At 71.8% G+C, this 11,959-nt stretch carries 12 protein-coding genes; 9 read left to right on the forward strand and 3 right to left on the reverse strand.

The features are described 5' to 3' along the window. Positions 1–917, reverse strand: a 917-nt coding sequence (locus ACFZBP_RS17025; RefSeq protein WP_391413828.1) for a HAMP domain-containing protein, incomplete at its 3' end; no start/stop codon positions are given. A gap of 192 nt (positions 918–1,109) precedes the next feature. On the opposite strand from ACFZBP_RS17025, the gene ACFZBP_RS17030 reads away from it, so the two are divergent. The 3 genes from ACFZBP_RS17030 to ACFZBP_RS17040 all read left to right on the forward strand — a co-directional run bounded on the left by ACFZBP_RS17030 (position 1,110) and on the right by ACFZBP_RS17040 (position 4,983). After that, on the forward strand, positions 1,110–3,044 hold the full coding sequence (locus tag ACFZBP_RS17030; RefSeq protein WP_391413830.1) for a SpoIIE family protein phosphatase: 1,935 nt from the start codon (positions 1,110–1,112) through the stop codon (positions 3,042–3,044). A 27-nt stretch (positions 3,045–3,071) separates the two neighbouring features. Continuing rightward, entirely contained in the window at positions 3,072–4,304 is a 1,233-nt protein-coding gene (hemW, locus tag ACFZBP_RS17035; protein WP_391413833.1) for a radical SAM family heme chaperone HemW, read from the forward strand. 100 nt (positions 4,305–4,404) lie between these two features. Continuing rightward, positions 4,405–4,983 (forward strand): Uma2 family endonuclease, encoded by a 579-nt coding sequence (locus ACFZBP_RS17040; protein ID WP_391413835.1) that lies wholly within the window; start codon positions 4,405–4,407, stop codon positions 4,981–4,983. On the opposite strand, the gene ACFZBP_RS17045 is transcribed toward ACFZBP_RS17040, so the two are convergent. Both ACFZBP_RS17045 and ACFZBP_RS17050 read right to left on the reverse strand, forming a co-directional pair. Further along, positions 4,961–5,776, reverse strand: a complete 816-nt coding sequence (locus tag ACFZBP_RS17045) for a DUF3097 family protein (RefSeq protein WP_391413837.1) — start codon at positions 5,774–5,776, stop codon at positions 4,961–4,963. The two genes, ACFZBP_RS17040 and ACFZBP_RS17045, sit on opposite strands and share 23 nt — an antisense overlap. Positions 5,777–5,818: 42 nt before the next feature. Continuing rightward, positions 5,819–6,556, reverse strand: a complete 738-nt coding sequence (locus ACFZBP_RS17050; RefSeq protein WP_383451042.1) for an MBL fold metallo-hydrolase — start codon at positions 6,554–6,556, stop codon at positions 5,819–5,821. 160 nt (positions 6,557–6,716) lie between these two features. On the opposite strand from ACFZBP_RS17050, the gene hrcA reads away from it, so the two are divergent. The 6 genes from hrcA to ACFZBP_RS17080 all read left to right on the forward strand — a co-directional run bounded on the left by hrcA (position 6,717) and on the right by ACFZBP_RS17080 (position 11,941). Then, positions 6,717–7,733: a heat-inducible transcriptional repressor HrcA gene (gene hrcA / locus ACFZBP_RS17055; protein WP_383451039.1), complete on the forward strand. Its 1,017-nt coding sequence runs from the start codon at positions 6,717–6,719 to the stop codon at positions 7,731–7,733. Continuing rightward, entirely contained in the window at positions 7,734–8,870 is a 1,137-nt protein-coding gene (dnaJ, locus tag ACFZBP_RS17060; RefSeq protein ID WP_391413840.1) for a molecular chaperone DnaJ, read from the forward strand. Between the two features lie 204 nt (positions 8,871–9,074). Then, entirely contained in the window at positions 9,075–10,160 is a 1,086-nt protein-coding gene (locus tag ACFZBP_RS17065) for a nitronate monooxygenase (protein ID WP_391413842.1), read from the forward strand. Continuing rightward, the gene (locus tag ACFZBP_RS17070) at positions 10,157–10,915 is read left to right on the forward strand and encodes a 16S rRNA (uracil(1498)-N(3))-methyltransferase (protein WP_391413844.1); all 759 of its coding nucleotides are present in this window, start codon (positions 10,157–10,159) and stop codon (positions 10,913–10,915) included. Before ACFZBP_RS17065 ends, ACFZBP_RS17070 begins: the two co-directional genes overlap by 4 nt. A gap of 19 nt (positions 10,916–10,934) precedes the next feature. Further along, positions 10,935–11,327: a VOC family protein gene (locus tag ACFZBP_RS17075; protein ID WP_391413846.1), complete on the forward strand. Its 393-nt coding sequence runs from the start codon at positions 10,935–10,937 to the stop codon at positions 11,325–11,327. Between the two features lie 65 nt (positions 11,328–11,392). Further along, on the forward strand, positions 11,393–11,941 hold the full coding sequence (locus ACFZBP_RS17080; RefSeq protein ID WP_391413848.1) for a hypothetical protein: 549 nt from the start codon (positions 11,393–11,395) through the stop codon (positions 11,939–11,941). The last annotated feature ends 18 nt before the right edge of the window (positions 11,942–11,959 follow it).

Here is an 11,959-nt window from a genome sequence, read left to right on the forward strand (position 1 = left end):
GACTTCAGCTCCAGGATCTCGCCCTGGGCGTCGACGGTGATCTTCTGGCTCAGGTCGCCGTTCGCCACGGCTGTCGTCACCTGGGCGATGTTGCGGACCTGTGAGGTCAGGTTGGACGCCATGAAGTTGACGTTGTCGGTCAGGTCCTTCCAGACGCCGGACACGCCCCGGACCTGCGCCCGTCCACCCAGCTGCCCTTCCGTCCCCACCTCGCGGGCGACCCTCGTCACCTCGTCGGCGAACGCGGAAAGCTGGTCGACCATCGTGTTGACGGTCAGCTTGAGTTCGAGGAGCTCGCCGGTCGCCTCGACGGTGACCGTGCGGGTCAGGTCGCCGCGGGCCACCGCCGTGGTCACCAGGGCGATGTCACGGACCTGCGCGGTCAACCGGGACGCCATCGTGTTGACGGCCTCGGTCACGTCCCGCCAACTCCCGGACAGGCCCTGCACCTTGGCCCGGCCGCCGAGCCGCCCCTCGGTGCCGACCTCGCGGGCCACCCGGGTGACCTCGCCGGTGAACAGGGACAGCTGGTCGACCATCTTGTTCACGGCCCGGCCGAGTCGGCGCAGGTCACCGCGTAACTGACGGCTGCCGTCGTGCAGGTCGACGCGCTGCGTGAGGTCGCCGCCGGCCACCGCGTCCAGCACGCGCGTCGCGTTCGCCGCCGGGGCCACCAGCGCGTCGAGCACATGGTTGACGTCGTTGACGCGGGTCGTCCAGTCGCCCTGACCCGGGCTCGCCGAGAGCCGCTCGTCGAGCCGGCCGTGCCGCACCAACTCCCTTTTGACCCGCTGCACTTCACCGTTGAAGTGGGTGCTGCGGTCCATGATCTGGTTGAAGACGGCCGTCAGCTCGGCCACCACTCCCTCACCGGTCTCCGGGAGCCTGCGGAAGTCGCCGTCCCGAGCCGCGGTCATCGCGGCGAGCAGCGGGCGCAGTTCCGATGCTCGAATTTGACCGTCTTTCTGTCCGTCTTCGAGCACACGCGTAGCACGGTTCTCACTCATGGCGGCCCACTTCGGTAACTCGGTGCTTATGGGCGTGGCCAGTCTGTCACTCTGTCGGCGTCGACTGAGGCGTATTCGTCCGAACCGTTCGGGGAGCTGTCCATGGGGGCCATTCCGGCGCAACGGGAGACCGTTACCCGTGCCTCTGGTGTGCCTGTGCACGGGGGCGTGGGCGCGGAGACCCGCACCACCCTCCCCGGCAGCGCGCTCTCCCCGGGCTCCGCGCGCTCCCTCGTGCGCAGCGCCCTCACCGAATGGGCCGACTCCGGTCTGCCCGGCACCGAACACCTCAGCGACCGGCTCGTCGACGACGCCGTCGTGGTCGTCAGCGAACTCGTCACCAACGCCGTCGTGCACGCCGGTACCGACGTCGAGCTCGCCTGCCGTCTGGAGGACGACACCGGCGACCTGGTCGTCGAGGTCCTGGACCACCACCCCTCGCGCGCCCCGCGCGACGGCGAGGTCGAGGCGCCGTACGAGACCCCGGAGTACGGCCGCGGCCTGCGGCTGGTGTCCCGGCTCGCCGAGTCCTGGGGCGTCACCTACCGCACCGGCGCCAAGACGGTGTGGGCGCGGCTGCCCGCCGAGGACCCCGTGGCCGCCAGGGACGACATCGAGACGTACGCGCAGGAGCGTGCGCTGGAGCGCGGGCTGCGCGTCGCCGAGATCCTCGCGCCCGAGCCCCAGCGCGCCGAGCGCGACCGGGACTGGCTCAACCGGGGTGCCCTGTCCTTCCTCGCCGAGGCCTCCGACCTGCTCGCCGGACAGCTCGACGAGAACCTGGTCGCCGCGCTCGCCGGCCAGCTGATCGTGCCGCGGCTCGCGGACTGGTGCGCGGTGTGGCTGGAGGACGAGGTCGCCGGGCGCTGGGGCTACCCCAGGTCGGGCGAGGCCGAGGGCGGCTGGGCGGTCGACGGCACCGCGGGCACCGGGCCCCGGCTGGCCCGCGTCTGGCACGGCTCCGAGAACCTCATCGAGGAGCTGCGCCGCGCCCTGGAGAAGGAGCCGCCGCTGCCGCCCGATACCCACCGCACCGGACCCGCCCCCTACCCCTGGCCCGGTGACGCGCTCGGGGCGCGCGGGGTGCGCGGCACGGCGCTCGCGTACCGGCTGGTCGCCGGTGGCCGCCCGCTGGGCACGCTGGTCATCGGACGGGCCGACCTCATGCGCTTCCCCGACGAGGTCACCGGGCTCGTCGAGGACCTCAGCCGCCGGGTGGCCCTCGCCATCGGCGCGGCCCGCCAGTACGCCCGGCAGGCCACCATCAGCCGGGTCCTGCAGCGCGGACTGCTGCCCGGCGCGGTCGCGGAGATCCCCGGAGTGGTCAGCGCCCTGGTCTACGAGCCGTGCGACAAGGGCGGCCCGAGCGGCGACTTCTACGACCTCTTCCCGGCCGGCGACGGCCGCTGGTGCTTCGCCATCGGCGACGTCCAGGGCAAGGGCCCCGAGGCGGCCGTGGTGATCGGCATCGCCCGCCCCTGGCTGCGGCTCCTCGCCCGCGAGGGCTACCGCGTCGCCGACGTCCTCGACCGCCTCAACCAGCTCCTCCTCGACGACGCCACGGAGGCCGCCGACGCCGCCGCCCGCGCCCTCGTCGGCCCGGTCGCCCCCGGCGACGGCCCCCAGACCCGCTTCCTGTCCCTCCTCTACGGCGAGCTCACCCCCTTCGACGGCGGCGTCCGCTGCACCCTCGCCTCCGCCGGACACCCGCTGCCCCTGCTGCTGGGCTCGGGCGGCGAGGTCCACACCGCCGCACACCCGCAGACCCTCCTCGGGGTCGTCGAGGACGCCACGTACACCTCCGAGACCTTCGAGCTGCGCTCCGGCGACACCCTGCTGTGCGTCACCGACGGGGTCACGGAGCGGCGCAGCGGCTCCCGCCAGTTCGACGACGGCGACGGACTCGCGACCGCCCTCGCCGGGTGCGCGGGCCTGAACGCCCAGCTGATCGCGGAACGGATCCGCAGGCTGGTGCACGAGTTCAGCGGCCGTCCGCCGGAGGACGATCTGGCGCTGCTGGTGCTCCAGGCCGAGTAACCGGCGCGGTACGGGAGAATGGAGGACATGCCCTCCGCACTCCCCGACGGCGAACCCGTCCCCGCCGACGGCGCGCTCCCCGCGTCCGCGCTCGCCGGGTCCGCCGACCGCCCCCTCGGCTTCTACCTGCACGTCCCGTACTGCGCGACCCGCTGCGGCTACTGCGACTTCAACACCTACACCGCGACCGAGCTGCGCGGCACGGGCGGCGTGCTGGCCTCCCGCGACAACTACGCGGACACTCTGATCGACGAGATCCGCCTGGCCCGCAAGGCCCTCGGCGACGACCCGCGCGAGGTCCGCACGGTCTTCGTCGGCGGCGGTACGCCGACCCTGCTGGCCGCCGGTGATCTCGTACGGATGCTGGGGGCGATCCGCGACGAGTTCGGACTGGCGCCGGACGCGGAGATCACCACGGAGGCCAACCCGGAGTCGGTCGACCCGGCCTATCTGGCCACCCTCCGCGAGGGCGGCTTCAACCGGATCTCCTTCGGCATGCAGAGCGCGAAACAGCACGTACTGAAGGTCCTGGACCGCACCCACACCCCCGGCCGCCCCGAGGCCTGCGTCGCCGAGGCCCGCGCGGCGGGCTTCGAGCACGTCAACCTGGACCTGATCTACGGCACCCCCGGCGAGTCGGACGACGACTGGCGGGCCTCGCTGGACGCGGCCATCGGCGCCGGGCCGGACCACGTGTCGGCGTACGCCCTGATCGTCGAGGAGGGCACCCAGCTGGCCCGCCGGATCCGTCGCGGCGAGGTCCCGATGACGGACGACGACGTCCACGCGGACCGCTATCTGATCGCCGAGGAGACCTTCACCGCGGCCGGCTTCGACTGGTACGAGGTCTCCAACTGGGCGACCTCCGAGTCCGCCCGCTGCCTGCACAACGAGCTGTACTGGCGGGGCGCCGACTGGTGGGGCGCGGGGCCGGGAGCACACTCGCACGTGGGCGGGGTGCGGTGGTGGAACGTGAAGCATCCGGGGGCGTATGCGGGGGCGCTGGCGGCGGGGAAGTCGCCGGGGGCGGGCCGGGAGCTGCTGTCGGAGGAGGACCGGCGGGTGGAGCGGATCCTGCTGGAGCTGCGGTTGCGGGAGGGGGCGCCGCTGGGGTTGCTGCGGGAGGAGGGGCTCGCGGCGTCGCGGCGGGCGCTGGGGGAGGGGCTGCTTCAGGAGGGGCCGTATGCGGAGGGGCGTGCGGTGCTGACGTTGCGGGGGCGGTTGCTGGCGGATGCGGTGGTCAGGGATTTGGTGGACTGATCACTCGGACGTGTGAATCGGTGCGGAACGTCGGTTCGGTCCCTAACCTGATCCGTAGGCTGCCGCTAAAAGGACGCGGCGGATGTGGAGGGCCACGGAGATGACCGCTGTGGACGAGCGTGGGATGACCAAGTACTTCGAGGAGCTTGACCCTCCCGAGGGCGTCAAGGTCGAGCTTCTCCGGGGGGAAATCGTGATGATGGCCAGCCCTGATCTTGTGCACAACATGATCGTGGAAGATGTGCTGGACCAGATCCCACGTAAGCGGTGGTCTCGCCTACAGACCCAGGACGTCGACATTCTCGATGAGGCCAGTGAGCCAGTGCCGGACTTGGTGGTTCTTGAGCGCGAAGCCAGGCCCGCTTCGGGCCGCCTGCTGCCGTCCTCGCTGATCACGATGGTTGTCGAGGTGGTCTCCAAGACCAGCGTCCAACGGGATTACGAGATCAAGCGGTCCATCTACGCTGCCGGCAAGGTGCCCGTCTACCTCATTGTGGATCCGGTCATGGCGCAGTGCGTCCTGCTGACGAGGCCTGTCGGGAGGGGAGACAACGCCGATTACCAGCGGCAGCAGGTCACCAAGTTCGGGGCGCCCCTGCCGTTGGAGGAACTCGGGCTCGAACTCGACACCACCGAGTTCGGAACGTTCTCCAGCGTCAGGCCCCACCGCTACCCGTGACAAAGTCGATCAACTCCTCCACCCTCCCCAGCAACTCCGGCTCCAGGTCCTTGTAGGACCCCACCCGCTTCAGAATCGCCTGCCACACCGCCCCCGTGTTCTCCGGCGGCCACCCCAGCGCCCGGCACACCCCGGTCTTCCAGTCCTGCCCGTGCGGGACCTTCGGCCACCCGGCGATCCCCAGGGACGACGGCTTCACCGCCTCCCAGATGTCGATGTACGGGTGGCCCACGACCAGGGCGTGCTCGCTGGTCACCGACTCGGCGATCCGCCACTCCTTCGTGCCGGGCACGAGGTGGTCCACCAGGACACCCAGCCGGGCGTCCGGGCCGGGGGCGAATTCGGCCACGATCGCCGGCAGGTCGTCGACGCCCTCCAGGTACTCCACGACCACGCCCTCGATGCGCAGGTCGTCGCCCCAGACCTTCTCGACCAACTCGGCGTCGTGGCGGCCCTCGACGTAGATACGGCCGGCGCGGGCCACGCGTGCGCGCGCGCCGGGGACGGCGACGGAACCGGAGGCCGTACGAGTGGGGCGTACCGGCGCGGCCCCCGCGGGCCGTACGAGCGTCACCACCTTGCCCTCCAGCAGGAACCCACGCGGCTCCAGCGGGAACACCCGGTGCTTGCCGAAGCGGTCCTCCAGCGTCACCGTGCCCGCCTCGCAGCGGATCACCGCGCCGCAGAAGCCCGTGCCCGGCTCCTCCACCACCAGACCCGGGTCCGCCGGGACCTCGGGGGCCGGCTTGGGCTTCTTCCAGGGCGGGGTCAGGTCGGGGGAGTACTGGCGCATTCGGATGACGATAGGAGAAGCCCGGCCCGCGCGTCCCGCCGTTCAGCCCGACACGCCGAAGCGGGCGGCCAACGCGTCGCGCTGGCCTCGCACGAACCCCGCGTCCACCACCGCACCGTGACCGGGCACGTACAGCGCGTCCTCGCCGCCCAGTTCCAGGAGGCGGTCCAGGGCCGCCGGCCAGTGCGACGGTACGGCGTCGGGGCCGGCCTGCGGTTCACCGGACTCCTCCACCAGGTCGCCGCAGAAGACCACCTCCCGGTCCCCCAAGACCCCGGCCGGCACGAGCACGACCAGATCGTGGGCCGTGTGGGCCGGGCCCACGTTCGCCAGGAGGACCTGCCGGCCGCCGTCCAGGTCGAGCGTCCACTCGCCGCTGACCTGGTGGCGCGGGTGGACCAGCGCGTCGACCGCCTCGTCCGCCGCGTCCTGGTCCAGGCCGTTGCGCAGGGCGTCCGCGCGCAGCTCCGCCCGCTCGTGCGCGAACACGGTGTCCATGCCCACCGCCCCGTACACCTCGGCCCCCGCGAACGCCGCCGCCCCGAAGACGTGATCGAAGTGCGGATGCGTCAGCGCGAGATGAGTCACACGGTGACCGGCGAGCCACTGCGCCTGCGTCCGCAGTCGCGCGCCCTCCCCGAGGCTCGACCCGGCGTCGACGAGCAGCGCGCCACCGTCCCCGACGACCAGCCCCGCCGTGCAGTCCCAGCCCGGCAGCCGGCACCTGCCGACCCCGGCCGCCAGCCGTTCCCACCCCAGCTCTTCCCAAGTCACCGTCATACCGCGACGCTAAACGACACCACCGTCGGGCACGGTGGTGCGTGACCGGCCTTGCCCGGGGCGTACCCCACCGCCGTACACTGGCCGGGGACGGTTGGCACTCACCAGCGCAGAGTGCCAGGCGAGGCGCCGAGGGAACGACTTCTGGAGGTGTGCGCGATTGCTGAGTGAACGCAGGCTTCAGGTGTTGCGTGCCATCGTCCAGGACTACGTCGGGACCGAGGAGCCGGTCGGCTCGAAGGCCCTGACCGAGCGGCACAACCTCGGTGTCTCCCCGGCGACCGTCCGCAACGACATGGCGGCCCTGGAGGACGAGGGCTTCATCGCCCAGCCGCACACCAGTGCGGGGCGTATCCCCACCGACAAGGGCTACCGGCTGTTCGTCGACAAGCTCGCCGGCGTCAAACCGATGACCCCGCCGGAGCGGCGCGCCATCCAGAACTTCCTCGACGGCGCCGTGGACCTCGACGACGTCGTGGCCCGCACCGTACGGCTGCTCGCGCAGCTCACCCGGCAGGTCGCCGTCGTGCAGTACCCGTCGCTGACCCGGTCCACCGTCCGCCATGTCGAGCTGCTGTCCCTCGCACCCGCGCGCGTGATGCTCGTCCTGATCACGGACACCGGACGGGTCGAGCAGCGGATGGTCGACTGCCCGGCCCCCTTCGGCGAAGGGTCGCTCGCGGATCTGCGCGCGCGGCTCAACAGCCGGGTCGCGGGACGGCGCTTCAGCGATGTGCCGACCCTCGTCGAGGACCTCCCCGAGGCCTTCGACCTGGAGGACCGCGGCACCGTCTCGGCCGTGCTCTCCACCCTGCTGGAGACACTCGTCGAGGAGAACGAGGAGCGGCTGATGATCGGCGGAACCGCCAATCTCACCCGCTTCGGACATGACTTCCCCCTCACCATCCGGCCCGTTCTGGAAGCCTTGGAGGAGCAGGTCGTGCTCCTCAAACTCCTTGGCGAGGCCGGGGATTCGGGCATGACCGTGCGCATCGGGCACGAGAACGCCTACGAGGGACTCAACTCCACGTCCGTCGTGTCGGTGGGCTACGGTTCGGGCGGCGAGGCAGTCGCCAAGCTCGGCGTGGTCGGACCGACCCGCATGGATTACCCGGGAACGATGGGAGCGGTACGCGCAGTGGCACGGTACGTCGGACAGATCCTGGCGGAGTCGTAAGTGGCCACGGACTACTACGCCGTTCTCGGCGTGCGTCGCGACGCGTCGCAGGAAGAGATCAAGAAGGCCTTCCGGCGGCTCGCGCGCGAGCTGCACCCGGACGTCAATCCGGATCCGAAGACCCAGGAGCGGTTCAAGGAGATCAACGCCGCTTACGAGGTGCTGTCGGACCCGCAGAAGAAGCAGGTCTACGACCTCGGCGGCGACCCGCTGTCCCAGGCGGGCGGCGGCGGAGCCGGCGGCTTCGGCGCCGGCGGCTTCGGGAACTTCTCGGACATCATGGACGCGTTCTTCGGCACGGCGTCGCAGCGCGGTCCGCGCTCGCGTACGCGCCGGGGCCAGGACGCCATGATCCGGCTGGAGATCGAGCTCGACGAGGCGGCCTTCGGCACGACGAAGGACATCCAGGTCGACACGGCCGTCGTCTGCAACACCTGCAACGGCGAGGGGGCCGCTCCCGGTACCTCCGCCCAGACGTGCGACATGTGCCGCGGCCGCGGTGAGGTGTCGCAGGTGACGCGGTCCTTCCTGGGCCAGGTCATGACGTCCCGGCCGTGTCCGCAGTGCCAGGGCTTCGGCACCGTGGTCCCGACGCCGTGCCCCGAGTGCGCGGGCGACGGGCGGGTACGGTCCCGCCGGACCCTGACCGTCAAGATCCCGGCCGGTGTCGACAACGGCACACGGATCCAGCTCGCCGGTGAGGGCGAGGTCGGGCCGGGCGGTGGTCCCGCCGGTGACCTGTACGTCGAGATCCACGAGCTGCCGCACTCGATGTTCCAGCGGCGCGGCGACGATCTGCACTGCACGGTGACGATCCCGATGACGGCGGCGGCCCTCGGCACGAAGGTGCCGCTGGAGACGCTGGACGGCATGGAAGAGGTCGACATCCGGCCCGGCACGCAGTCCGGTCAGTCGATCCCGCTGCACGGGCGGGGCGTGACCCATCTGCGCGGCGGCGGGCGCGGCGACCTCATCGTGCACGTCGAGGTGCAGACGCCGACCAAGCTGGATCCCGAGCAGGAGCGGTTGCTGCGCGAGCTGGCCAAGCTGCGCGGCGAGGAGCGTCCGCAGGGGCAGTTCCAGCCGGGGCAGCAGGGGTTGTTCTCGCGGTTGAAGGATGCGTTCAACGGGCGCTGATGTGAGCTGCTGGGGGTCCGGGGGTCGTCCCCCGGGCAGGCACAGTCAGCCGGGGCAGCAAGGGTTGTTCTCGCGGCTGAAGGACGCGTTCAACGGGCGCTGAGCCCTGCTTCGACGGGTGCTGATCCCCTTGGGAAAATGTTGGCCTATGCCAAGGGGAAGGGCCGATTCGGACTTGTTCGGAGGACGTGACAACATGCCGTCATGTCCTCCGCGCTGACCGATCTCTTCCCTCATCCGATCGTGCAGGCCCCCATGGCAGGCGGCGTCTCCGTGCCGCAGCTCGCCGCCGCCGTGGCCGAGGCCGGTGGGCTGGGGTTCCTCGCCGCCGGGTACAAGACCGCCGACGGGATGTACCAGGAGATCAAGCAGCTCAGGGGGCTGACCGGGCGGCCGTTCGGGGTCAACCTGTTCATGCCGCAGCCCGAGTACGCGGACGCGGCGGCGGTGGACGTCTACGCCCATCAGCTCGCCGGTGAGGCCGCCTGGTACGAGACCGAGCTGGGCGATCCGGACAGCGGGCGGGACGACGGGTACGACGCCAAGCTGGCGGTGCTGCTCGACAACCCGGTGCCGGTCGTCTCCTTCCACTTCGGCGTGCCCAGCGGCGAGGTCCTGGAGTCCCTGCGGCGCGCCGGGACGTTCACCCTCGTCACCGCCACCACCCCGGACGAGGCCCTCGCCGTGCAGCGGGCCGGTGCGGACGCCGTGATCGTGCAGGGCGTCGAGGCGGGCGGGCATCAGGGGACGCATCGCGACAACCCGGAGACCGACGGTACCGGCATCGGGCTGCTCTCCCTCGTCGCCCAGGTCCGCGAGACCGTGAGCCTGCCCCTCGTCGCCGCCGGCGGCATCATGCGGGGCAGCCAGATCGCCGCCGCGCTCGCGGCCGGGGCGAGCGCCGCCCAGCTCGGCACCGCCTTCCTCGCCACCCAGGAGTCCGGCGCCAACGCCGTGCACAAGCAGGCGCTGACCAACCCGCTGTTCGTCCGGACCGAGCTGACGCGCGCGTTCTCCGGCCGCCCCGCCCGTGGCCTGGTCAACCGCTTCATGCGCGAGCACGGCCCGTACGCCCCCGCCGCCTACCCCGAGATCCACCACCTCACCTCACCCCTGCGCAAGAAGGCCGCCTCCTCCGGCGACCCGCAGGGCATGGCCCTGTGGGCGGGACAGGGGCACCGCATGGCCCGTGACCTGCCCGCCGGGCAACTGGTCGAGGTCCTGGCCGCCGAACTGGCCGCGGCGTCGACAGCGTTGTCAGCCTTCCCGCGGGGCGGTGCCGGCCGATGACCGCACCGGTGTTCGTCGTCGATTCCCTGGAGCGTGGTGTCGCCCCCTCGGGCGGCGAGTACGTCCTCGACGGGCCGGAGGGGCGGCACGCCGTCTCGGTGAAGCGGCTGCGGGCCGGCGAGGACGTCGTCCTCACCGACGGGCTCGGACGCTGGGCCGAGGGCGTCGTCAAGGCGGCCGAGGGCAAGGACCGGCTGGTGGTGGAGCTGGGGGCCGTCGCGCACGAGCCGCCAGCCCAGCCCCGAATCACCGTCGTCCAGGCCCTGCCCAAGGGCGACCGCGGGGAACTGGCCGTCGAGACCATGACCGAGACCGGCGTCGACGCGATCGTGCCGTGGGCGGCCGCCCGGTGCATCACGCAGTGGAAGGGTGAACGGGGCGCGAAGGCCCTCGGCAAATGGCGGGCCACCGCGCGTGAGGCGGGCAAGCAGTCGCGCCGGGTGCGTTTCCCCGAGGTCGCGGAGGCGGCCACGAGCAAGCAGGTCGCGGCGCTGCTCGCCGGGGCCGACTTCGCCGCCGTACTGCACGAGGACCGCGACTACGGCAGCGAGCCGCTGGCCACGGCGGCACTGCCCGCCGAGGGCGACATCGTGCTCGTCGTCGGACCCGAAGGCGGCGTGAGCCCCGAGGAGTTGGCCCTCTTCGAGGAGGCGGGGGCGAAGGCGTACCGTCTGGGCCGTACCGTCCTGCGGACCTCCACCGCCGGAACTGCGGCGACGGCACTGCTCCTCGGCCGCACCGGCCGCTGGTCCTGACCCGGGAGGTACCTACGCCGTGGAACTGGCCCAAGTACGACTGCTGGTCGGCGACTTCCCGGCCTGCTACCGCTTCTACGCCGACGTCCTCGGCCTCAAGCCGCAGTCGGGCGCGGTGAACGGGCCGTACGAGAAGTTCAGCCCCGCCACCGGCTCGGCCGGTATCGCCCTGCAGGACCGGGCGATGATGGCCGAGGTGCTGGGCGAACTCGGTGCCGCGGCCACCGGCCACCGGTCCCTGGTGGTGCTGCGGGTCGACGACCTGGACGCCTACTGCGCGCAGGTCACCGCACGCGGCGCGACCGTCCTGCACGGGCCCGCCCCGATGACGGACCGGATGCGCGTCGCCCATCTCAAGGACCCCGAGGGCAACCTGGTGGAGCTTCAGGAGTGGCTGCTGTTGCGGTCCTGATCCGGTGGGGGAGTGGCCGTATGCGCTCTACCGCGGCGGCCGGGACAGTGGCAGGCTGCCCTCTCATGGGGGCTTTCAGCAGGTTTCGGGGCCGTGCCGGCCGGCGCCCGCGAGTGGCGGGCGCGGTGGGAGTGGCCGTGCTCGCCGTCGGAGCGATGACCGCCTGTGATCCCGGTGGGCTCAGCAGCGCGACCGTGGCGTTCACCACCGACCAGACCGTGACGGCGGAGCTGGAGCGGCAGAAGGCGGACGTGCAGTGGCTCAACTGCACCGGCTCGTACGACAACGGCGACGGCAAGTCCGGCGCGGCGACGGCGAGTGCGAACACCGTCGTCAAGGTCGACTGCGAGGGCGAGACCTCCGACGGCAAGGACATCGTCGTCACCGGCCGGATCACCCGGGCCGTCAGCGGTTCCTGTGTGCGCGGGGACCTCGTCGCCAAGATCGGCGGCAAGGAGTGGTTCCACGTCAACGGGCTGGGCGACTGCGACGCCACGCCCTCGCCGGTCAACCCCTCCGGCGGCGGACAGCAGCCCGGGCCCACCGTCACCGTGACCGTCACCAAGACCGTCTACTGCAAGCAGCACCCGAACTGCTGGCCGGAGGGCAAGTGAGCGCTTTCGGCCGCGAGT

This window comes from Streptomyces sp. NPDC008086 (genome assembly GCF_042957325.1).
Classification (GTDB): Bacteria; Actinomycetota; Actinomycetes; order Streptomycetales; family Streptomycetaceae; genus Streptomyces.